Origin of the sequence: Streptomyces sp. Ag109_O5-1 (assembly GCF_003814875.1) — a bacterium.
GTDB lineage: Bacteria > Actinomycetota > Actinomycetes > Streptomycetales > Streptomycetaceae > Streptomyces > Streptomyces sasae.
Window position 1 is genome coordinate 8574200 of record NZ_RKQF01000001.1, and the last position, 22624, is coordinate 8596823.

At 71.2% G+C, this 22624-nt stretch carries 19 protein-coding genes; 10 read left to right on the forward strand and 9 right to left on the reverse strand.

Going from position 1 to position 22624, the window contains the following annotated elements; translation table 11 throughout:
* Positions 1–975 carry a class I SAM-dependent methyltransferase gene (locus tag EDD90_RS38980; RefSeq protein ID WP_123977800.1) on the forward strand — a complete coding sequence of 325 codons (975 nt, stop codon included), beginning with the start codon at positions 1–3 and terminating at the stop codon, positions 973–975.
* Between the two features lie 24 nt (positions 976–999).
* On the opposite strand, the gene EDD90_RS38985 is transcribed toward EDD90_RS38980, so the two are convergent.
* A complete protein-coding gene (locus EDD90_RS38985; RefSeq protein WP_123977801.1) occupies positions 1000–2199 on the reverse strand; it encodes a bifunctional adenosylcobinamide kinase/adenosylcobinamide-phosphate guanylyltransferase in 1200 nt (399 codons plus the stop codon).
* 214 nt (positions 2200–2413) lie between these two features.
* Here EDD90_RS38985 and EDD90_RS38990 point away from each other — a divergent pair, with 214 nt between their 5' ends.
* On the forward strand, positions 2414–2623 hold the full coding sequence (locus EDD90_RS38990; protein WP_123977802.1) for a hypothetical protein: 210 nt from the start codon (positions 2414–2416) through the stop codon (positions 2621–2623).
* Positions 2624–2681: 58 nt separating this feature from the next.
* Here EDD90_RS38990 and EDD90_RS38995 read toward each other — a convergent pair whose 3' ends face one another.
* From EDD90_RS38995 to EDD90_RS39005, 3 genes are all read right to left on the reverse strand, one after another.
* The gene (locus EDD90_RS38995; RefSeq protein WP_123977803.1) at positions 2682–3761 is read right to left on the reverse strand and encodes a S1C family serine protease; all 1080 of its coding nucleotides are present in this window, start codon (positions 3759–3761) and stop codon (positions 2682–2684) included.
* Between the two features lie 70 nt (positions 3762–3831).
* Positions 3832–4533, reverse strand: a complete 702-nt coding sequence (locus tag EDD90_RS39000) for a bifunctional 2-polyprenyl-6-hydroxyphenol methylase/3-demethylubiquinol 3-O-methyltransferase UbiG (protein ID WP_123982100.1) — start codon at positions 4531–4533, stop codon at positions 3832–3834.
* Positions 4534–4616: 83 nt separating this feature from the next.
* Entirely contained in the window at positions 4617–5291 is a 675-nt protein-coding gene (locus tag EDD90_RS39005) for a DUF3043 domain-containing protein (RefSeq protein WP_185149387.1), read from the reverse strand.
* Positions 5292–5496: 205 nt separating this feature from the next.
* Here EDD90_RS39005 and EDD90_RS39010 point away from each other — a divergent pair, with 205 nt between their 5' ends.
* From EDD90_RS39010 to EDD90_RS39035, 6 genes are all read left to right on the forward strand, one after another.
* Positions 5497–6288, forward strand: a complete 792-nt coding sequence (locus tag EDD90_RS39010) for a PspA/IM30 family protein (RefSeq protein ID WP_123977805.1) — start codon at positions 5497–5499, stop codon at positions 6286–6288.
* Between the two features lie 28 nt (positions 6289–6316).
* Positions 6317–6595 carry a PspA-associated protein PspAA gene (locus EDD90_RS39015; RefSeq protein WP_123982102.1) on the forward strand — a complete coding sequence of 93 codons (279 nt, stop codon included), beginning with the start codon at positions 6317–6319 and terminating at the stop codon, positions 6593–6595.
* A 483-nt stretch (positions 6596–7078) separates the two neighbouring features.
* Complete coding sequence (locus EDD90_RS39020) at positions 7079–8332, forward strand: sensor histidine kinase (protein ID WP_123977806.1); 1254 nt, start codon at positions 7079–7081, stop codon at positions 8330–8332.
* Positions 8329–9009: a response regulator transcription factor gene (locus tag EDD90_RS39025; RefSeq protein ID WP_123977807.1), complete on the forward strand. Its 681-nt coding sequence runs from the start codon at positions 8329–8331 to the stop codon at positions 9007–9009. Before EDD90_RS39020 ends, EDD90_RS39025 begins: the two co-directional genes overlap by 4 nt.
* Positions 9010–9180: 171 nt before the next feature.
* Positions 9181–12294, forward strand: a complete 3114-nt coding sequence (locus EDD90_RS39030) for an efflux RND transporter permease subunit (RefSeq protein ID WP_123977808.1) — start codon at positions 9181–9183, stop codon at positions 12292–12294.
* Between the two features lie 115 nt (positions 12295–12409).
* On the forward strand, positions 12410–14671 hold the full coding sequence (locus tag EDD90_RS39035; protein WP_123977809.1) for a protein kinase domain-containing protein: 2262 nt from the start codon (positions 12410–12412) through the stop codon (positions 14669–14671).
* Between the two features lie 28 nt (positions 14672–14699).
* On the opposite strand, the gene EDD90_RS39040 is transcribed toward EDD90_RS39035, so the two are convergent.
* Together EDD90_RS39040 and nadA are read right to left on the reverse strand one after the other, a co-directional pair.
* Positions 14700–15278 carry a Uma2 family endonuclease gene (locus EDD90_RS39040; protein ID WP_123977810.1) on the reverse strand — a complete coding sequence of 193 codons (579 nt, stop codon included), beginning with the start codon at positions 15276–15278 and terminating at the stop codon, positions 14700–14702.
* Between the two features lie 162 nt (positions 15279–15440).
* Positions 15441–16625, reverse strand: coding sequence for a quinolinate synthase NadA (gene nadA / locus EDD90_RS39045; protein ID WP_123977811.1), 1185 nt, complete (start codon positions 16623–16625; stop codon positions 15441–15443).
* A 339-nt stretch (positions 16626–16964) separates the two neighbouring features.
* Between nadA and EDD90_RS39055 the strand changes: the two genes are divergently transcribed.
* Positions 16965–17321, forward strand: coding sequence for an iron-sulfur cluster assembly accessory protein (locus tag EDD90_RS39055; RefSeq protein WP_030951236.1), 357 nt, complete (start codon positions 16965–16967; stop codon positions 17319–17321).
* 71 nt (positions 17322–17392) lie between these two features.
* Here EDD90_RS39055 and EDD90_RS39060 read toward each other — a convergent pair whose 3' ends face one another.
* Positions 17393–19495: a hypothetical protein gene (locus EDD90_RS39060; RefSeq protein ID WP_311737239.1), complete on the reverse strand. Its 2103-nt coding sequence runs from the start codon at positions 19493–19495 to the stop codon at positions 17393–17395.
* Between the two features lie 105 nt (positions 19496–19600).
* Complete coding sequence (locus EDD90_RS39065; protein ID WP_123977813.1) at positions 19601–19810, reverse strand: hypothetical protein; 210 nt, start codon at positions 19808–19810, stop codon at positions 19601–19603.
* 132 nt (positions 19811–19942) lie between these two features.
* Here EDD90_RS39065 and EDD90_RS39070 point away from each other — a divergent pair, with 132 nt between their 5' ends.
* Entirely contained in the window at positions 19943–20917 is a 975-nt protein-coding gene (locus tag EDD90_RS39070; RefSeq protein WP_123977814.1) for a carbohydrate kinase family protein, read from the forward strand.
* A gap of 63 nt (positions 20918–20980) precedes the next feature.
* Here the strand turns inward: EDD90_RS39070 and EDD90_RS39075 are convergent, their stop codons facing one another.
* Positions 20981–22360, reverse strand: coding sequence for a cysteine desulfurase/sulfurtransferase TusA family protein (locus tag EDD90_RS39075; protein ID WP_123977815.1), 1380 nt, complete (start codon positions 22358–22360; stop codon positions 20981–20983).
* Between the last annotated feature and the right edge of the window lie 264 nt (positions 22361–22624).

A 22624-nucleotide genomic window follows, 5' to 3' on the forward strand; every position in this document is an offset into this window, starting at 1 on the left:
ATGCCGCCCAAGCCCGAACTCGCCCCGGGCACCGACCGGTTCCACGAACCGCGCCGCGAGGACTGCCCCTGGTGCGGTTCCAGACGCCTGCGCACCCGTCTGCGCGCCCCCGACCTCCTCCACCACCGACCCGGCACGTTCGCCGTCGACGAGTGCCGCGACTGTGCCCACGCCTTCCAGAACCCCCGGCTGTCCCCGGAGGGCCTCGCCCTCTACCACCGGGACTTCTTCGAGGGCCGCCTGGAGGACTACGCCGAACGGTTCCGCGCCACCCGCTCCGGCCGCCGCCGGCACCGCGCCGCGGCCCGCGCGATGGCGGCGCTGCCGGAGCCGGAGAGCTGGCTGGACGTGGGGACGGGCCACGCCCACTTCCCGCGCACGGCGAAGGAACTCTTCCCGTACACCTCCTTCGACGGCCTGGACACCACCCTCCGGGTGGCACGGGCCCAGACCGAGGGCCACATCGAGGAGGCCCACTGCGGCCGGCTCACCGCCCCGGAGGTCCTGGCCCGCCTCCGCGCCCGCTACGACGTGGTCAGCATGATCCACCACCTGGAACACACCCCCGACCCACGCGCCGAACTCCGCGCCGCGCTCACCGCGCTGCGTCCCGGCGGCCACCTCCTCATCGAGGCACCGGACCCGCGCAGCACGTTCGCGAGGCTGCTGGGCAAGTGGTGGCTCCACCACGGCCAGCCCCGCCACCTGCATCTCATGCCGCCGGCCAACCTGCGGGCGGAACTGGAGTCCCAGGGCTGCGAGATCCTGAAAGCCGACCGGAAGACGCCCCACATTCCGTACGACATCTCCGCGGCACTCTTCCTGGTCCTGGGCCGGCTGGTGCCGAGGCGGTGGCTCCCGGCGGCGGCCCCGTTCGTGTCCCTGACAGCGGCCGTCGACCACGCCCTGGCTCCGCTGCTGCGCCGGACACGCTTCTCGAACACCTATCGGATCATCGCGAAAAAGGGGGGATGACAGCCCGTTGCACGGCCGCGCCCCTCACCTCAGCACCACCGCCTGCCCCGCCACCACCAGCACCACCTGCTCGCACTCACCCGCGAACGCCGCGTTCAGCCGCCCCAGTTCGTCCCGGTACCGTCTCCCGGACGCCGTCGCCGGCACGATCCCCGACCCCACCTCGTTCGACACGGCGACCACCGTGCGCCGGGTCGCCCGTACCGCGTCCGTCAGCTCCCGCGCCCGCTCCCGCAGCGCCTTCTCGCCGCCCGATGCCCACTCCGTGTCGTCCCACGCCCCGACGGAGTCCATCGCGTCCGTCAGCCACAGCGACAGACAGTCGACCAGCAACGCCGGCCCGTCCTGCGCCAGCAACGGCACCAGGTCGCAGGTCTCCGTCGTACGCCACGACCCCGGCCGCCGCTCCCGGTGCAGGGCCACCCGCGCCGCCCACTCGGTGTCCCCGCCGCGGATTCCGCCGGTGGCCACGTACAGCACGTCGGGAAAGGACTCCAGCCGCCGCTCGGCCTCCACGGACTTCCCCGACCGCGCCCCGCCCAGCACCAGCGTCCGCCGCGGTACGTCCGGCACGTCCTCGTACACGCCCACCGTCAGCGTCGTACCGTCCGGCACCGCCCGCGCCCCGGCCGTCGCCAGCCGCCGCCGCAACTCCGCGCCGGGCGGCAGGTCGTCGTCCAGATGCACGGCGAGGACATCCGTGGCCGGCCCCACCGAACCGACCGCCCGCAGCCGCGCCAGCGCGTCCGGCCGCCCCACGACGTCGAGGAGCACCATGTCGTACGAGTCCGCGCTCCCGTTCTCCAGCCCGGCCGGCGCCCCGCCCGGCGGCAGGTACAGCAGCCGCTGCCCCTCGGGACCGGTCACCGCGTACCCGGTGCCGCCCGCGTCCATCGCCACCGCCCGCACCCGATGCCCCGTCAACAGCGCCAGCTCCCGCCCGTCCGGTACCCGCGCCGGCTGCGGCAGCCCGGCCGGCACCTCGACGGCCGGCCCGTCGTGCGGATGCGACAGCAGCACCTGCCGTACGCCTCCGAGCGACCGCCCGGCCCGGGCCGCCGCGAACGCCGCACCGGGCGTCAGATCGAGCAACAGCGTCCCGTCGACGAGCAGCGCGGTGGCGGCCCGCGCATCCTCCCCGACGGCACACGCACAAGCCGCGCAGGAACAGCCGGGGCGAGGCAGCCCCGCAGGAGCACCGGTACCGAGCAAAGTCACTTCCACGTACTGATTTTCACCCGTCCCGATGGTTCTCGCTCCAGTTGGCGCCCCCTGCAGCGCGCCCCGAAGGGGCGCGGGGCTGTATGTGACATGCGGCTCCGCCGCGTGAGCGCGACCAGCCCCCACGCGCCCGCACCCACCCCACAACCTGCGGAGTCATATCGGCACCCGTACTGAACCGCATACGATGCATCAGTTGGATCAAAGGGAGGCCTACATGGCGGCATGGACGTGGCGGTTCGAGAAGGCCGACGGGACGGAGGTCCAGCCCGCGGTGGAGCCCGAGGAGTTCACCACACAGGGCGACGCCGAGTCCTGGATCGGCGAGCAGTGGAAGGCCCTGCTGGCCGGCGGCGCCGACCAGGTGCGGCTCTTCGAGGACGCCACCGAGATCTACGGCCCGATGAGTCTGCACGCGGAGGCCTAGGACGCGTCCGCGAACGTCGGCCGGGGCGGCCCCAGTCGGCCGCCCCGCCGTCGCCGCGTCACTGCTCGCCCAGCGTCACCCCCACCGTCCGCCGGACACCTTCCCGGCTGTACGTCACCGTCGTCTTCTGCCCCGGCCGGTCCGAGGCGAGCGACACGGCCAGTGAGGTGATGGTGGTGATGCGGTCGTCACCCACTCTGGTGATGATGTCCCCGGTCCGGATGCCCGCCCGGTCGGCCGCGCCCCCCGGCTGCACGCTCACCACGGCCACCCCGGCCGGCTGGTAGTTCTCGTCGACGACCGTGCGCGCGGTGATGCCGAGCGCCGCCCGCCCCGAGTCGGTCACCTTGCCCTGCTTGATGATCTGGTCGGCGACCGTCTTCACCATCGACGCCGGGATGGCGAACCCGATCCCGGGCGCCGCGCTGCCGCCCAGGTCGGGATCGCTCGCGGCGAGCGTCGGGATGCCGATGACCCGGCCGTCCAGGTCGACCAGGGCGCCACCGCTGTTGCCCGGGTTGATGGCGGCCGAGGTCTGCACCATGTTGGCGATGGTGGCGCCCGTACCGCCGCCCTCGGGGTTCTCCGTGACGGTCCGTCCGGTCGCCGAGACGATGCCCTCGGTCACGCTGGACGACAGCCCGAGCGGCGACCCCATCGCGAGCGTGATCTGCCCGACCTGGACCTTCTCGGTGTCCCCGAAGGAGGCCGGCTTCAGCCCGTCCGGGACCTTGTCGAGCCTGATGACCGCCAGGTCCTGCTCGGGGTAGGAGTAGACGAGGGACGCGGTGAGCGGTTCCTCGCTGTTGGCGGTCGTCACCCTGAACGTCTTCTCGTTCCCGACGACATGCGCGTTGGTGACGATGCGTCCGCTGCCGTCGTAGACCACACCCGAGCCCAGGTCCCTGCTGGCCTCGATCTGCACGACCGACGGCAGAACGTTCTTGATCACCTTCAGGTACTGGTTCTGCAGATCGGTCACCGACACCGGGACCGCCGCCTGCTGGGCGTCCTGGGTGGTCGAACCGGCCTCGGCCGAACCGCTGCCCGGGACGGAGCAGCCGGAGACGAGGACGAGGCAGCAGGAGCCGAGCGCGGCGGTCGTACGGAGGGTCCGTCGGGTACGGGAGACATCCATGCCCCGAGTCTCGCCGCGGGGTGCCGGTCCGGCTCGTACTGCTGACCCGAACGGGCAGGCTACGGGGAGGTCAGCCGCGGACCCCGCACAGGTGCAGCAGCGCCGCGACCGACCGGTACGGATCCGTCCGCCCGGCCCGCTCCTCCGCCGCCAGCAGCGCCTCCACGTCGGAGGGCACCTCGGCGTCGTCCGCCGCCGTGTCCGTGAACACCCGCACCCCGTACCAGGAGTGCAGCGGCGCACCGATACCGGCGAGGGTGGCGGTCAGCGTGCCCAGCCGGTCCGCCCGTACGTCCAGGCCGAGCCGGTTGCGGTAGGAGACGGTGTCGAACGCGTCCAGCGCCCCCGCCCAGTCCCCGGCCAGCCCCGGCCGCATGGCCAGTGCCTCGGCGTTGCGCACCAGCAGCGACAGCAGCCCGCCCGGGGCCAGCATCCGGGCCACCCCGGCCAGCAGTGCGTCGGGCTCCTCGACGTACATCAGCACACCGTGGCACAGCACCACGTCGAAGCTGCCCGGCAGGAAGTGGACACCCGTGTCCCGCCCGTCGCCCTGGACGATCCGCACCCGCTCGCGGATCCCCTCCGGCTCACCGGCCAGGTTCTCCCGCGCGGCCGCGATCATCGTCGGATCCTGCTCGACACCGGTCACCTGGTGCCCGGCCCGGGCCAGCCGCAGCGCCTGCGTGCCCTGGCCCATCCCCACGTCGAGCACCCGCAGCCGCCGCCCGACCGCGAACCGTCCGGCTATCTGCTCCTCGAGCTGCCGGGCCACCAGCTCCTGCCTCACGACGTTCCGCAGCCCGCCCAGCTTGTTCAGCCAGGCCTCGGACGCACCCCCGGTGAAAGGCTCTGTGCTCAGGGCCGCTCTCCGCGCTTGACCTGCGGCTTCGGCAGCCGGAGACGGCGCATCTGCAGCGAGCGCATCAGACCGTAGGCGACGGCGCCCTTCTTGTTCTGGTCCGGGAAGCGCTCGGCGAGACGCTTGCGCAGCCGGAAGCCGCTGACGGCTGCGTCGAGCACGATCAGCACGATCACAACCAGCCACAGCAGCAGCGCGATGTTCTTGATCGCCGTGTTGTTGACCACACTCATGACCAGGATGACCACGGCCAGCGGCAGGAAGAACTCCGCCACGTTGAAGCGTGAGTCGACCCAGTCGCGGGCGAACTTGCGGACCGGGCCCTTGTCACGGGCCGGCAGGTACCGCTCGTCGCCGGTGGCCAGCGCCTGGCGCTGCCGCTCCATGGCGGCGCGCCGGTCGTCGCGCTGACGCTTGGCGGCGTCCTTGCGCGTCGTCGGCGTACTGGCCACGCTGCGCCGCTGGGACTGGGCCTCACTGCGCTTGGGCGTGGGCCTGCCCTTCGGGGCCTGCGGGTCACGGGTCTGCTTGGAGTCGGTCACCGCCGCCTTGTCGGCGGGGGCCTTCTCATCCTTGGCACGGCTACGGAACACAAAACCCAAGGGTACGGGGTGGTGGGGTGTGGGCCCTAGTCCGGCGGGGAACGATCCCGCAACGCCAGTCGTCTCCATTGGGGACAGAGGGGACGTTGCAGGCGGTTCGGGGAACCCTGGGGGGCCACCTACTACCTGTGCCGGAGCGTGGTTGTCCGCAGTCGTCCTTGGGGATGAGCGCATCGGTCCCCGAACAGTGCGGTAATGGAGGCAGGGCCCGTACTGTGGGTTCTGTCGCAGGATCTGTGAGCTGGAGTCCGTCAGAAGGGGGCGCGCGAAGCCCATGAGCGGTGTCATGAAGCGTATGGGGATGATCTTCCGCGCGAAGGCGAACAAGGCCCTGGACAGGGCCGAGGACCCGCGCGAGACCCTCGACTACTCGTACCAGAAACAGCTCGAACTGCTGCAGAAGGTCCGCCGCGGCGTCGCCGACGTGGCGACCAGCCGCAAGCGGCTCGAACTCCAGCTGAACCAGCTCCAGCAGCAGTCCAGCAAGCTGGAGGACCAGGGACGCAAGGCGCTCGCGCTCGGCCGTGAGGACCTCGCCCGTGAGGCGCTGTCCCGCCGCGCCGCGCTCCAGCAGCAGGTGACCGACCTGGAGACCCAGCACGCCACCCTCCAGGGCGAGGAGGAGAAGCTCACCCTCGCCGCGCAGCGCCTGCAGGCCAAGGTCGACGCCTTCCGTACGAAGAAGGAGACCATCAAGGCCACCTACACCGCCGCCCAGGCCCAGACCCGGATCGGCGAGGCGTTCTCCGGTATCTCGGAGGAGATGGGCGACGTCGGTCTCGCGATCCAGCGTGCCGAGGACAAGACGCAGCAGCTCCAGGCCCGCGCCGGCGCCATCGACGAGCTCCTCGCCTCCGGTGCCCTGGACGACCCGACCGGCATGGCCAAGGACGACATCGCGGCCGAGCTGGACCGCCTCTCCGGTGGTTCGGACGTGGAGCTCGAACTGCAGCGCATGAAGGCCGAGCTCGCCGGCGGCCAGCCCCAGCAGGCGATCGAGGGCGGTACCGGCCAGGGCCAGCAGTCGCAGCAGCCGCAGGACACCCCGCGCTTCGACAAGCAGTAGCCGACGCCTGGAGGGCGACATGGCCGACATGGTCGTGAGGATCATGGGGGAGGGGCAGGTGAGGCTGGCGGACAGCCACCTCACCGAACTCAACAAGCTGGACGACGAGCTCCTGGCACAGATGGAGACCGGCGACGAGCCGGCCTTCCGCCGCACCCTGACCGCCCTCCTGGACAAGGTCCGAGATCGCGGCGAGCCCCTGCCGGACGACGCCCTGCAACCCTCGGACCTGATCCTCCCCTCCCCGGACGCAACCCTGGAACAGGTCCGCGCCCTCCTGAGGGACGACGGCCTGATCCCGGGCTGACGACGGCCCCGCCCCACCGGGACGACGGGTTTGTGCCGGCGGGCGACAACTGTGTTCCCGGGCTGACGACGGCCTCGCCCTACCGGGACGACGGGTTTGTGCCGGCGGGCGACAACTGTGTTCCCGGGCTGACGACGGCCTCGCCCTACCGGGACGACGGGTTTGTGCCGGCGGGCGACAACTGTGTTCCCGGGCTGACGACGGCCTCGCCCCACCGGGACGACGGGTTTGTGCCGGCGGACGGCGACTGTGTTCCCCGGCCGACGGCGGCCGTGTTTCCGGGGCGGCGACGGGCTTGCTCCGGGGCCGGCGCTTTCGTTCCCGGCCTGACGGCAGCCTTGTTTCCGGGCTCATCCCGCCCACCCCACCCCGGGCCTCTCGGCCGACCGAGTCGGGTGGGTGGATGGGTGGGAAAACGGGCCGGGGTGCAGGGGGCCGAGGGTGTAGTTCCGGTCGGTGGGAAGCCGCCGTACCGTTCAGTACGTGAGCACCTTCGACAAGGCCCGCTGCAGAGCCGACGCACATCCCCTCGCGCTGGACGCCGCGATCGCCGTCGGCGTCCTCCTCTGCATGGTCGCCGGCTCCTTCGTCGTCCCCCACGGAGCGCACGGCGTCAAGTGGGGTGTCCGCAGCCCCGACCCCCTCAGCCTCGTCCTGATGACGCTCGCCGCCGCGGCCCTGGTGTTCCGCCGCAACGCCCCCAGGTCGGTTCTCGCCTTCACCGGCGCCGCCTCCGTCGTGGAGAGCCTCACCGGCAACCCCCGCGCCCCCGTCGCGATGGCCGCCGTGATCGCCCTCTTCACCGTCGCCGCCACCACCGACCGCCGTACCACCTGGCGCTGCGGCCTGCTCACCATGACCGTGCTGACCACCGCCGCGATGGCCGCCGGCCCGCTGCCCTGGTATGCCCAGGAGAACCTCGCGATCTTCGCCTGGACCGGTATCGGCGCCACCGCCGGGGACGCCGTCCGCAGCAGAAGGGCCGTCGTCCAGGCCATCCGCGAGCGTGCCGAGCGCGCCGAGCGGACCCGTGAGGAGGAGGCCCGCCGCCGGGTCGCCGAGGAGCGGCTGCGCATCGCGCGCGACCTGCACGACGTCGTCGCCCACCACATCGCCCTGGTCAATGTGCAGGCCGGAGTCGCCGCGCATGTCATGGACAAGCGGCCCGACCAGGCCAAGGAGGCCCTCGCCCACGTCCGTGAGGCCAGCCGTTCCGCACTCAACGAACTGCGGGCCACCGTCGGCCTGCTCCGCCAGTCCGGCGACCCCGAGGCCCCCACCGAACCCGCCCCCGGCCTGCACGTCCTCGAAGAGCTCGCCGACACGTTCCGCAACGCGGGCCTCCAGGTCGAGATCGCCCGCGCCGACCAGGGCACCACCCTGCCCGCCACCGTCGACCTGGCCGCCTACCGGATCGTCCAGGAGGCCCTCACCAACGTGCAGAAGCACGCAGGACCCGACGCCAAGGCCGAGGTCAGCGTCGTACGCGTCGGACCGAACGTCGAGGTCACCGTCCTCGACAACGGTTCCGGCGAGGACACCGCCCCCGAGGCAGGCGGCGGCCACGGTCTGCTCGGCATGCGCGAGCGCGTCACCGCCCTGCGCGGCACCCTCACCACCGGTCCCCGCTACGGCGGCGGCTTCCGCGTCCATGCGATCCTGCCGGTCAAGGCCGCCACGACCGACACGACCGGCCGTACGGACAGCCGTACGGCCGCCCTGGGGGATTCCGTATGACGATCCGTGTCCTGCTCGCCGACGACCAGGCACTGCTGCGCAGCGCGTTCCGCGTGCTCGTCGACTCCGAGCCCGACATGGAGGTGGTGGGCGAGGCCTCCGACGGCGCCGAGGCGGTGCAGCTGACTAAGGAGTGCGAGGCCGACGTCGTCCTGATGGACATCCGGATGCCGGGCACGGACGGTCTCGCCGCCACCCGGCTCATCAGCGCCGACCCGGCCCTCGACCAGGTCCGGGTGGTGATCCTGACGACGTTCGAGGTCGACGACTACGTCGTGCAGGCGCTGCGCGCCGGCGCCTCCGGGTTCCTCGGCAAGGGCAGCGAACCCGAGGAGCTCCTCAACGCCATCCGGGTCGCCGCGGGCGGCGAGGCACTGCTCTCCCCGACCGCCACCAAGGGCCTGATCGCCCGTTTCCTCGCCCAGGGCGACGGCGACGACGGCCGCGACCCGGTCCGCGCCGAGCGGCTCGACGCGCTCACCGGACGGGAGCGCGAGGTCCTGGTCCAGGTCGCCGGCGGGCACTCCAACGACGAGATCGCCGAGCGCCTGGAGGTCAGCCCGCTGACCGTGAAGACGCACGTCAACCGGGCCATGGCCAAGCTGGGCGCCCGGGACCGGGCCCAGCTCGTGGTGATCGCGTACGAGTCCGGGCTGGTCCGCCCGAGGATGGACTGATCTCCACCCGGGCGTACTGCGGTCGGAGTAGGAGCCGGATAAGGGAACGGGACCCAGGGCCTACGTGAGCAGGGCTTTCGATGGGCGAGGGTGGTGGGGTGGGCGCCCACAGGTGCCCCATCTGCTTCTCGCAGCAGTTCACGGCAGCTCACCGAAAAGAGACCCTGACCCATGTCCTGGCTGTCCAGATTCAGCCTCGCGCAGCGGGCCCTGATAGGCCTCATGTCACTGATCGCGCTCGTCTTCGGGGCGATCGCCATCCCCCAGATCAAGCAGCAGCTGCTGCCCACCATCGAACTCCCGGTCGTCTCCGTCCTCGCCCCCTACCAGGGCGCCTCGCCGGACGTCGTCGAGAAGCAGATCGTCGAGCCCATCGAGAACAACCTCGAAGGCGTCGACGGCATCACCGGCGTCACCTCCACCGCGAGCGAGGGCAACGCCGTGATCATGGCGTCCTTCGACTACGGCAACGACACCAAGCAGCTGGTGGCCGACGTCCAGCTGGCCGTGAACCGCGCCCAGCTCCCGGACTCCGTCGACCCGCAGGTCATCTCCGGCTCCACGGACGACATGCCGACCGTGGTCCTCGCCGTCAGCTCCGGCAAGGACCAGCAGGCCCTCGCCGACCAGCTGGACAACACGGTCGTCCCGGATCTGAAGAACATCGACGGCGTCGGCCGCGTCCAGGTCACCGGTGTCCGGGACCTCCAGGTCACCGTCACCCCGGACGACGCGAAGCTGACGAAGGCCGGTCTGACCTCCGCCGCGCTCGCCCAGTCGCTGCAGGCGGCCGGCGCGACCGTCCCGGCGGGCTCCTTCGACGAGGACGGCGCCAACCGCACCGTCCAGGTCGGCGGCGGACTCACCTCGCTGCAGCAGATCAAGGACCTGATGGTCACCGGGCAGGGCGTGAAGAAGCCCGTGCGCCTCGGTGACGTGGCCGCGGTCGAGGAGCAGGCGGCCCCGGCCGACTCCATCACCCGCACCGACGGCCGCCCCAGCCTCGCCGTGAACGTCACCATGGACCACGACGGCAGCGCGGTCTCCATCTCGAACGCGGTCAAGGACAAGCTGCCCAAGCTGCGCCAGGACCTCGGCTCCGGCGCCACCCTCACGGTCGTCAGCGACCAGGGCCCGGCGGTCTCCAAGTCCATCAAGGGCCTGACCACGGAGGGCGCCCTCGGCCTGGTCTTCGCGGTCCTGGTCATCCTGGTCTTCCTGGCCTCGGTCCGCTCGACCCTGGTGACGGCGGTGTCCATCCCGCTGTCCGTCGTCCTCGCGCTGATCGTGCTGTGGACCCGGGGCCTGTCCCTCAACATGCTCACCCTCGGCGCGCTCACCATCGCCATCGGCCGGGTCGTCGACGACTCGATCGTGGTCCTGGAGAACATCAAGCGCCACCTCGGCTACGGCGAGGAGCGCCAGTCCGCCATCCTCACGGCGGTCCGTGAAGTGGCCGGCGCGGTCACCTCCTCCACCCTCACCACCGTCGCCGTCTTCCTCCCGATCGGCCTGGTCGGCGGCATGGTGGGCCAGCTGTTCGGCCCCTTCAGCCTCACCGTCACCGCGGCCCTGCTGGCGTCCCTCCTGGTCTCGCTGACCGTCGTACCGGTCCTGGCGTACTGGTTCCTGCGGGCCCCCAAGGGCACCTCCGAGGACACCGCGGAGGCCCGCCGCAAGGCCGAGGAGAAGGAGGCGAACAGCCGCCTCCAGCGCGCCTATGTGCCCGTCCTGCGCTTCGCGACCCGGCGCCGCCTCACCAGCGTGCTGATCGCGATCGTCGTCCTGGTCGTCACGTTCGGCATGTCCGGGCTGCTGAAGACCAACTTCTTCGACCAGGGCGACCAGGAGGTCCTCACCGTCAAGCAGGAGCTGAAGCCCGGCACCAGCCTGGCGGCGACCGACGCGCAGGCGAAGAAGGTCGAGAAGCTCCTCGCCTCCATCGACGGCGTCAAGGACTACCAGGTCACCGTCGGCTCCTCCGGCTTCATGGCGGCCTTCGGCGGCGGCACCGACACCAACCAGGCGTCGTACTCGGTGATGCTGGACGACGCGAAGTCGTACGACAAGGTGCAGAACGCCATCGAGGGCGGCCTGCACAAGCTGTCCGGCATCGGTACGACCACGGTGTCGGCCGGTGACGGCTTCGGCAGCCAGGACCTGAGCGTTGTCGTGAAGGCGTCCGACGGTGATGTGCTGCGCAAGGCGTCCGAGCAGGTCCGGGCCACGGTCGCCAAGCTCGACGACGTCACCGACGTCACCAGCAACCTGGCGACGAGCGTGCCGCGCATCTCCGTGAAGGCCAACTCCAAGGCCGCGGCGGCCGGTTTCGACGACCAGACGCTGGGCGCCGCCGTCACCCAGGCGGTGAAGGGCACGACGGCCGCGAAGGCCACCCTCGACGACACCGAGCGGGACGTCGTCGTGAAGTCGGCCAAGCCGGCCGAGACCCTCGCGCAGTTGCGCGCCCTGCGCATCGGCGGGGTGAAGCTGGGCGACGTCGCCGCGGTGAAGGTGGTGGCCGGACCGGTGTCGCTGACCCGGATCGACGGCCAGCGTGCCGCGACCATCACGGCGAAGCCCACCGGTGACAACACCGGCGCGGTCAGCACCCAACTCCAGTCCAAGATCAAGGCGTTGAAGCTCCCGGCGGGCGCGACGGCCTCGATCGGCGGGGTCACCTCGGACCAGAACAGCGCGTTCAAGAACCTGGGCCTGGCGATGCTCGCGGCGATCGCGATCGTCTTCATGCTGCTGGTCGCGACCTTCCGCTCGCTCGTCCAGCCGCTGATCCTGCTGGTCTCCATCCCGTTCGCGGCGACCGGCGCGCTCGGTCTGCTGGTCGTCACCGGCACCCCGATGGGCGTCCCCGCGATGATCGGCATGCTGATGCTGATCGGCATCGTGGTGACCAACGCGATCGTGCTGATCGACCTCATCAACCAGTACCGGAGCCAGGGGCACGGCGTCGTCGAGGCCGTGATCGAGGGCGGCCGGCACCGTCTGCGGCCCATCCTCATGACGGCCCTGGCGACCATCTTCGCCCTGCTCCCGATGGCGCTCGGCGTCACCGGCGAGGGTGGCTTCATCGCCCAGCCGCTGGCGGTGGTGGTGATCGGCGGTCTGATCACCTCGACCCTGCTGACCCTCCTGCTCGTCCCGACGCTGTACGCGATGCTCGAACTCCGCAAGGAGCGCCGGGCCGGGAAGCGGGCCGCGAAGCAGGGCCGGACGGCCGTGGAGTCCGCCCCGGCGTCCGAGGAGCCGGAACCCGCGTCCGTGTGACGCTCCCGTGAGCGACGGCCGGTTCCCGGAAACCCACCGGGAACCGGCCGTCGCCACGTTTCCTGTTCCGTATGCTGACGCATCGAACAGCCATGCGGCGAAGAGGAGTTTCAGCGTGCCGCTGCGCAAGGAGGACCCGAGGTCCGTCGGCGGCTACAAGCTGATCGACCGGCTCGGGGCCGGCGGCATGGGGGCCGTCTATCGGGGCCGGGCGCGCTCCGGGCGTGAGGTCGCCGTCAAGGTGGTGCACGCCCAGTACGCCGAGGACCCCGTCTTCCGCTCCCGCTTCCGGCAGGAGGTCGAGGCCGCCCGCCGGGTGAGCGGCGCCTTCACCGCACCGGTCGTGGACGCCGACCCGGAGGCCGCCCGGCCCTGGATGGCGACCCAGTACGTGGCCGGCCGCTCGCTCGCCGACCGGCTGCGCGACCGCGGCTCCCTGCGCGGCGCCGAACTGCGGCGGCTGGCCCTCGGGTTGGTGGAGGCGCTGCGGGACATCCACCGGGCCGGGGTGGTGCACCGCGACCTCAAGCCGGCCAACGTGCTGCTGGCGGAGGACGGCCCGCGCGTCATCGACTTCGGCATCTCCCGCGCGGCCGAGAACCACCACACCCTCACCGAGACCGGCCAGATGATCGGCACCCCGCCCTTCATGTCCCCGGAGCAGTTCACCGACGCCCGTACGGTCGGCCCCGCCTCGGACGTCTTCTCGCTCGGCGCGCTCCTGGTGTACTGCGTCACCGGGCGCGGCCCCTTCGACGCCGACAGCCCCTATCTGACCGCCTACCGGGTCGTCCACCACGAGCCCGTGCTCGACGGCGTGGGCGAGCCGCTGCGCACGGTTCTGGAGCGCTGCCTGAACAAGGAGGCCGCCCGGCGGCCCGGACTGGACGAGCTCGCGGGGGAGTTGGCGGCCGTCCTGCCCGAGCCGACGGACGACGAGGCCGCCGCGCCGGACCACCCGGCCGGAGGCGACCAGGTCACCCTGGGCCTGCGCGGGGAGGCCGGGCCGGCCGACGCGGCGACCGGCCCGGTGACCGGCCGTCGCTCCGGTCGCCGTCGCCGTCCTCTCCGGGTGGCGGCCGGCACGGCGGGGGCACTGGGCCTCGGTCTGCTGGCCTACATCACGTACGGCCCCGGCATCCCGCAGAGCTGGCACAGCACACCGAGTCCGGAGGCGACCTCGCGCTGGACCGCGGTGCCCACCGGCTGGCACCCCTGGAAGACGACGGTGTACGCGCCGGCGGAACGGGGCGAGGTCAACGCGCTGGGCGCGACCAACGGCCCGCCGACGGGCACCCAGTCCGACTGCCTCGCCCAGGGCGACGACGTCTACTGCGGCGGCCAGGGCGTCCTGCCGGTACGGCTGGACGGCCGGACCGGAAAGACGCTCTGGCGCGCCTCCCTCGGGGCGTCCGGCGACGACCCCACCCAGTACGGCTCGAAGATCCTCGGCGTGTACGACGGCACGGTCGTCGTACACGAGACCATCACCAAGGAAGGCGCCGCCAACACCCCGGCCTACATCGTCGCCCTCGACGCGCAGAGCGGCACCGAACTGTGGACCCGCAGGATCAACGACGACAACGCCGACCTGATCATGGCCGGCGATGTCGTCCTGACCACGGACACCGCCGGCCGTACGGTGGTGGCCCGCTCCCCGCGCACGGGCGAGGCCCGCTGGGCGCTGCAACTGCCCGCCACCACCTACTGCACGTTCCTGCCGTCCGGCGCGGACCTGTACGCCCAGTGCTTCCCCACGAAGCAGGACGCCAAATACTCCTCGCTCCTGGAAGTGAACCGCGCCGACGGATCGGTCGTCGCGAACCGGCAGATCCCCTTCGAGAGCGGCTTCCTCGGCGTCGTGGACGGCCACCCGGCCATGGTCCTCGCCGACAGTTCGAGCGGCGGCTCGGTGTCCCTGGAGGACTCCACGTTCAGCAAGATCCTGCTGACCGACCCGACGACCGGGGGCCAGAGCACGACGAAGCTCGCGAAGACGTACGAGGGCTCGGTGACGCTGGCCTCCGGCACCTTGTGGATCACGGGCTCGAACGGCCAGGTGACGGCGGTGTCCCCGCTGACAGGCAAGGAACTCTGGCACACCCGCACCAGCGTGGAGAACTCCGGCTCCCCGACGTACGACTCCCGCACCCACACCCTCTACCTGGCCAGTCCCAGCGGCCGCGCGGCGGCCGTGGACACCCGCAAGGGTGCACTGCTCTGGGAGACCGACCCCCGGGTCCAACGCGCCTCGACGGGCGACGCGGCCGACCCCAAGGCACTCCTCTGCTCAGGCGCGCTGATCGTCATGACCCCCGACGGCACCCTCTTCAGCATCGATCCCGCCCACCCGAACCGGACCACGGCGGCGGGGTGAGCGCGGTGCGGGCCCGGGTCGGCCCGGGTCAGAGGAAGTCCGCGGTGTCCAGCTCGAAGGCGAACGGCTCCGGGAGGGCGAGCGGCTTGCCGAGCGGGCGGGTGCACTGCTCCCGGTAGTCGTCCTTCTCCGGGTCGCTGAACAGCGTGATCGAGGAGGCGTCGCGGTCGACGAGCAGGTACAGCGGGATGCCCGCGCGGGCGTAGCAGCGGCGCTTGGCCTCGCGGTCGGCCTTGGGCTTGGTGGAGGTCACCTCCAGGACCATGGCGACACCCTCGCAGGGCATCCAGGATTCGGCGCCGCGGTAGAGCCGCAGTTCCCTGGGGGCGAACGTGCCGTCCGGGATCACCCGGTCCTTCGGGCAGCCGCCCCCGCTCTGCAACGTCAGTCCCTTGTTGCCGGAGAACTGCATGCGTGTCCGGGAACGCCCGTACACCTGGTTCACGACCAACTCGATGTAGTCCTCGTGGTCCCCGTCCGGCGGCGGCGTCACAACGATCTCCCCCTCGATCAGCTCGGCCCGGAATCCCTCCGGGGTGTCCAGGGCGAGAAAGCCCTCCAGCAGGACCTCTTCCTGCGTGAGCGGCTCATGGGCCAAGGCAGTCATGTCACGCCCCTCCTTCGGTCGCTCGCCAGACTGGGCCATCGGAAGATCACCTGTTCACGAGATGGGGAGCAGTTCCCTCGATCGTGGCACAAGACGACGGCCGGGTCCCGTGGACCCGGCCGTCGTCTGTCACGCATTCAAGGAGCTCGGCCCTTGCGGCCTTTACGGCAGCGCCAGCATCCGCTCCAGCGCCAGCTTGGCGAACGCCTCCGTCTCCTTGTCGACCTCGATCCGGTTGACCAGGTTGCCCTCGGCCAGCGACTCCAGGGTCCAGACCAGGTGGGGGAGGTCGATGCGGTTCATGGTCGAGCAGAAGCAGACCGTCTTGTCGAGGAAGGCGATCTCCTTGCCCTCGGGGGCGAAACGGTTCGCGAGGCGGCGGACCAGGTTCAGCTCGGTGCCGATCGCCCACTTGGAGCCGGCCGGGGCCGCCTCCAAGGCCTTGATGATGTACTCCGTCGAGCCGACGTAGTCGGCCGCGGCCACGACCTCGTGCTTGCACTCGGGGTGGACGAGGACGTTCACGCCCGGGATGCGCTCGCGCACGTCGTTGACGGAGTCCAGGCTGAAACGGCCGTGGACCGAGCAGTGGCCGCGCCACAGGATCATCTTGGCGGCCCGCAGCTCGTCGGCGGTCAGGCCGCCGTTCGGCTTGTGCGGGTTGTAGACGACACAGTCCTCCAGGGACATGCCCATGTCCCGCACCGCCGTGTTCCGGCCCAGGTGCTGGTCCGGCAGGAAGAGCACCTTCTCGCCCTGCTCGAAGGCCCACTCCAGGGCCCGCTGCGCGTTCGACGAGGTGCAGATCGTGCCGCCGTGCTTGCCCGTGAACGCCTTGATGTCCGCGGACGAGTTCATGTACGAGACGGGCACGACCTGCTCGGCTATACCGGCCTCGGTCAGCACGTCCCAGCACTCGGCGACCTGCTCGGCGGTGGCCATGTCCGCCATCGAGCAGCCCGCCGCCAGGTCCGGAAGGACCACCTTCTGGTCGTCCGAGGTCAGGATGTCGGCCGACTCGGCCATGAAGTGCACACCGCAGAACACGATGTACTCCGCCTCCGGGCGCGCGGCCGCGTCCCGGGCCAGCTTGAAGGAGTCGCCCGTGACGTCGGCGAACTGGATGACCTCGTCGCGCTGGTAGTGGTGGCCGAGCACGAACACCTTGTCGCCGAGCTTCTCTTTGGCCGCGCGGGCGCGGGCGACCAGGTCCGGGTCGGACGGCGAGGGCAGGTCGCCGGGACACTCGACACCCCGCTCACTCCTCGGGTCGGCTTCACGGCCGAGCAGCAGCAGGGCGAGCGGAGTCGGCTGTACGTCGAGCTCCGGGGTCTGGGCGGTGGTCACGACACGCACCCTTTCTACTTTTCGTCGTTCTGACGTTATCTATCATAACTGCTTCACGTCACTTTGACGATGGCCATAGCGTCGATGTGACATCAATCCCGGTGCCGCACGGGAGGGTTACCGGGAGGTGGCCGCCGCGGGCCCGGCGCCGGGCCGCTGCGGGGCCACTGTGGGGCCACTGTGGGGACATCCACAGCTGCTGGGCGTGACTTCGGGCGTGTGCGAGCATGAAGAGGTAGAGAAAACGCGAGAAAGCGAATGCCGGCCCGGAATGAAACAGCGGACCCGCCGGTTGCACTCGTCGGCAAGCAGTCTCCGTACAACCCGGGAGAGATGTAGATGTCCGTATCGGACGAGACCAGCACCGCCACCGACGGCATCATCCTGAGTGACGCCGCCGCGGCCAAGGTCAAGGCCCTGCTCGACCAGGAAGGCCGTGACGACCTCGCCCTGCGTGTCGCCGTCCAGCCCGGTGGCTGCTCCGGCCTGCGTTACCAGCTCTTCTTCGACGAGCGTTCCCTCGACGGCGACGTGGTCAAGGACTTCGGCGGTGTCAAGGTCGTCACCGACCGTATGAGCGCCCCGTACCTGGGCGGCGCGTCGATCGACTTCGTGGACACCATCGAGAAGCAGGGCTTCACGATCGACAACCCGAACGCGACCGGCTCCTGCGCCTGCGGCGACTCCTTCAGCTAAGAGCTGCGCGGCAGACAGAACGAAGGCGGCGGCCCCTCACGGGGGGCCGCCGCCTTCGTGTTCGCGTGTGCTCAGCCCACCTTCGCCTGCGGGTCGAGTGTCGTCGCCTTCTCCTTCGGGACCGCCTTGCCGTCCGTGCCGACCACCTTCCGGCCGTCCAGCGGAGCGTCCAGGTGGATCGTCTGGTGGTACTGCTTGGCGATCATGACGCAGATCTTGTCCGGCCAAGGCGTCGCGGTCACCTTGACCACCACCTGCTCGGAGCTCTCGTCAGCCGTGGCCTTGTAGTCGGCGCACACCCCGCCCGTGAAGGCGACGGTCAGATCACGGCCGTCGACGGTGTAGCCGTCCACCTTCACGTCCTTCGGGGCGGCACTGGCGCTCGCCGACGGCGTCGACGAGGAGGCGGAGGCCAGGTACTTCGGGTCCACGGCCGGGTAGGTGACGGTGTACGCGTTTGCCGCGCCGCGCACCTGGAACAGCCAGGACGGCACGAGCGCCTGTCGGCCGGCGACCGACTGCGCGGCCAGCCCGAACACGGCCTTCTCGATCACGGCCGAGGACGCGGACGGTGTCGACGCGGTGCAGGGCTGCTCCAGCCGGTCCTTGAGCGGTACGGAACTCGCACAGCCGCCGATGCCCATCCGGTGACCGATGCCGGGCGCCGCGTTCAGCAGGGCCAGCGTCTTCGCGGCGCTCAGCACCGGATACGTGTCGCCCTTCGCCGGCGCCGCGAGCATCCCGTTGCCGCCGACCACCTCACCCTGCTTGTCCACGGTCAGCCCGGTCGACCAGCCGTACGTCGGCAGCCCGCCGACCACCGGAGCGGCGTTCACCACCCGCTGCGCGCCCATCACCTGGCTCGCGTCGAGCTTCGCATCGTCCTGGCCGAGCGCCTTCAGGACCGGCGCCGCGGCCTTCTCCGCGGCGGAGACGCTCACCGGGTCACCGGCCGGTGCGATCGGGTCCTGCGCGCACACCAGCCCGCTCTTGCAGTTGTCGGTGCCGGGGGCGTAGCGGCTGTACGTCCAGATGCCCGTTCCGGTCCTGTTCACCTGGAGGCTCCCGCCGGAGCCGTCGTTGTCGGTGCCGACCTTCCACACCTGGCCCTCGGCGACCGGTGTCCCCTCGATGCCGAGCGCCTTCGCCAGCTCGGCCACCCGGTCCTCGGAAACCGCACCGGACGGCTGGTACACCGCGGCCGAACCGGGCCCGTCGGGCAGCGTCCCGCTCGCCTTGTAGGTCACGCCGTAGGGGTTGGGCTCGCCGGGGGCGATGCCGTTGCCGGTGCTGCTGCCGGTTCCGGAGGAGTGCCCGTCCAGGGCGAGCGGCGGGGGAGTGGACCCGCCGGACGCCCCGGCCCCCGTGCTACCACCGGAACCGTCCCGCCCGGCCAGGATGGCGCCACCACCGCCGACCAGCAGTACGGCGGCGGCCACCGAGGCGATGACAAGGGCGGAGGAGCGGCGGCGGACGGGATGGCCGACGGGCTCGGTCTCGGGAGCACCTGCCGCAGAGGCGACGACTTCCGGCTCGTTCACCGCCGCGGCCGGGGGAACGGCTTCCGCGCCGAACTCATCGACCGACTCCACGGCGGCAACTGCTGCCGACTGCTCCTGAGCAGCTTCCGACTCGGGACCGGCTGGCGCGCCGACGGCTTCCTCCGGCCCAGGGGCCGCATCCGGGACGGGGGCCTTCTCCGGTGCGGGGGCTGCTGCCGGCTCGGAGGTGGCTGCTGCGGCCGGAGGCTCCTTTGCGGCGAGGGTCTTCAGCAGCTTGGGGGACCCCGCTGCAGTGGGGGTCTTTTCCGGCTCGGGGGCCGGTGCGGATGCGGGGGCGGCTTCTGCGGCGGGAGCCGCTGTCGGCTCCCGGGGCGCCTCCGCGGCGGGCGCCTTCTCAGGTGCGGGGGCCGCGTCCGCCGGAGGGGCCTTCACCGGCTCGGGGGACGCTTCCGGCTCATGGGTCCGCGACGGCTCGGTGGCCTTCTCCGGCTCGGAGGGCTTCTCCGGCGTGGTGGCCTTCGGCTCCGGGGCGGCCTCGTTCACGGCGCCCTCGGTGGACTCCGCGTCGGCCCGGGTGCCGGGCCCGGCAGTCTCCGTGGTCTCCTGGGCCTCGGGGGGCTCCCCGGCGGTGCCCGCGGACGCGTCGTCGTTCTCGGGTCGCTCGCTCTTCACCGCATCGCTCCTTGCCAGCGTCGTATCCCGCCTCCCCTTCACGGGGGACGGCGATGGGACGCGGGAGGGGAGCGCGCGGTTCCCTGGAAACGCGCCGGGCGGAACTCAGTCGCCGTAGTCGGACATCGCGTCCAGCAGCCTGGCGGACTTCTTCGGCACGGTCACCCCGTGGATGAGTGACGGCGGCACCGGACGGGCATCGCTGTGATCGGGAACCGCCCAGTGCGGGGCCATCCGCGCGCAGTCACCGCGCAGCGACGCCAGGTCGCCGTCGAGGTCGGCCGGAGCGGACGCGTGGACCTTGAGGTTCGTCATGATGGAACCGTAAGCACGTCAGGGGCCGCGAAGAAAGATCTACTATCGGGTAGTTTTGGCACCTTCAGGGTGCCCACGCCGACCCGGTAGCGTTAACTGTCAATTACGCCTCCCCTCAGGAGAGTCCCAGCCGTGCGCATCGCAGTCACCGGCTCCATTGCCACCGATCACCTCATGACCTTCCCCGGCCGCTTCGCCGACCAGTTCGTCGCGGACCAGTTGCACACGGTCTCGCTGTCCTTCCTGGTCGACAATCTGGACGTACGCCGGGGCGGCGTCGGCGCGAACATCGCGTTCGGCATGGGACAACTCGGCACCCGGCCGATCCTGGTCGGCGCGGCGGGCTTCGACTTCGACGACTACCGGGCCTGGCTCGACCGGCACGGCGTCGACACGGACTCCGTCCGCATCTCGGAGACCCTGCACACCGCGCGTTTCGTGTGCACGACCGACGCCGACCACAACCAGATCGGCTCCTTCTACACGGGCGCGATGAGCGAGGCCCGGCTGATCGAGCTCAAGACGGTGGCCGACCGGGTCGGCGGACTCGACCTGGTGCTGATCGGCGCGGACGACCCCGAGGGCATGCTCCGCCACACGGAGGAGTGCCGCACCCGCGCCATCCCGTTCGCCGCCGACTTCTCCCAGCAGATCGCCCGGATGAACGGCGACGAGATCCGGATACTGCTGGAGGGCGCGACGTACCTCTTCTCCAACGAGTACGAGAAGGGCCTGATCGAGACCAAGACCGGCTGGACCGACGAGGAGATCCTCGCGAAGGTCGGCCACCGGGTCACCACGCTCGGCGCGCGCGGTGTGCGGATCGAGCGGGCCGGCGAGGAGGCCATCGAGGTCGGCTGCCCCGACGAGGAGCGCAAGGCCGACCCGACGGGCGTCGGCGACGCGTTCCGTGCCGGGTTCCTGTCCGGGCTCGCGTGGGGGGTCTCGCTGGAGCGGGCGGCCCAGGTGGGCTGCATGCTGGCGACCCTCGTCATCGAGACGGTGGGTACCCAGGAGTACCAGCTGCGTCGGGGGCACTTCATGGAGCGGTTCACGAAGGCGTACGGGGACGAGGCCGCCGAAGAGGTCCGGGGCTACCTCGTCTGAGTTTCGGGTGCGGGCGCGTGGGGGGCTTGGTCGCGCAGTTCCCCGCGCCCCCTTCAGGGGCGTTCAGCTGAGCCGGCGTACCAAGTAGGCCGTTCCTCGTTCCGCCGGTTCCTCACCCACGTACTCCTGGCCCCGCATCTCGCACCAAGCCGGGATGTCCAGCCGGGCCGCCTCGTCATCCGACAGGACCCGGACCGTGCCGCCCACCGGCACGGTCCCGATGACCTTCGCCAGCTCGATGACCGGGATCGGGCACCGCTTGCCCAGTGAGTCGACCAGTACGTCAGCGGTCTGCGGCACGGCCGTCGCCGGCACCGGGGCGCCCAGTTTCTCCCGCACCCCCGCCACCACCCCCGGCAGCACCGCCAGGAACCGCTCCACGTCCGCCTCGGCCGCCCCCGCCGGCAGCGACACCCGCACGTTCCCCTCGCTCAGCACCCCCATCGCCTTGAGCACATGGCTCGGCGTCAGTGTGCTGCTCGTGCAGGACGATCCGGACGAGACCGAGAAACCCTCCCGGTCCAACTCATGGAGCAATGTCTCTCCATCGACATAGAGACAGGAGAAGGTGACAGTCCCCGGCAGCCGCCGCTCCGCGTCTCCCACCACCTCCACGTCCGGCACCAACTCCGGTACCCGGGCCCGGATCCGCGCCGTCAGCTCCCGCAGTCGTACGGCCTCCTGCCCGGCCTCCGCCCGCACCGCCCGCAGCGAGGCCGCGGCCGCGACGATCGCCGGCAGGTTCTCGAAGCCCGGCGCCCGCCCCGACTCCCGCTCGTCGGACGCGCCTTGGACCGCGAACCGCACCCCCTTGCGCACGACGAGCAGCCCCACCCCGGACGGCCCACCCCATTTGTGCGCACTCGCCGTCAGCAACGACCAGTCGCCCTCGACCCGCCCCCACCCCAGCGACTGCGCCGCGTCCACCAGCAACGGCACCCCGGCCGCCCGGCACACCTCGGCGACCTCCGCCACCGGCTGCTCGGTGCCCACTTCATGGTTGGCCGACTGGAGGCAGGCGAGCGCGGTGTCGGGCCGCAGGGCAGCCTCGTAGGACCCGGCGTCCACGGCTCCCGTCCGCCGCACCGGCACCTGGGTCACCGTCCCGCCGTCCGCCTCCAGTACTTCCGCCGAATGGAGTACCGAGGAGTGTTCGACGGCTGACACGATCAGGTGACGTCCCGTCCGGCGACGACCGGCCATCGCCCCGGCGATGCCCGTATGGACGGCCCGCGTACCGGAAGAGGTGAAAGTCAGCTCGTCCGCCCGACAGCCGACGGCCTCGGCGGCCGCCTCCCGCGCAACATCCAGCAGCATCCGAGCCTTGCGCCCCTCGCGGTACAGCCGAGCGGGATCGGCCCACCCGTCGTCCAGAGCGGCCAACAGCGCTTGCCGGGCGACGGGATGGAGGGGAGCAGCGGACGCAGCGTCAAAGTAGGACACAGGGCAACGTTAAAACGTTCCCCAGGACAGCTGACGCAAGGGGCGCGGGGCTATGCCGATATGCGGCTTCGCCGCACGGGCGCGACCAGCCCCCACGCACCCGCACCCGCAACGCAAACCGCGACAACCCGAGCTATTGGGCGCCCATTCCCACCCCAACCGAGTGACAGGCGACGCGTATGCCCCCCTCCCCGCGAAGCCTCAGAACGCGTCGGCTAGGGTTTGGTCCGCATAAACATCCAAACCCCTGCCCGACGCAGGGCG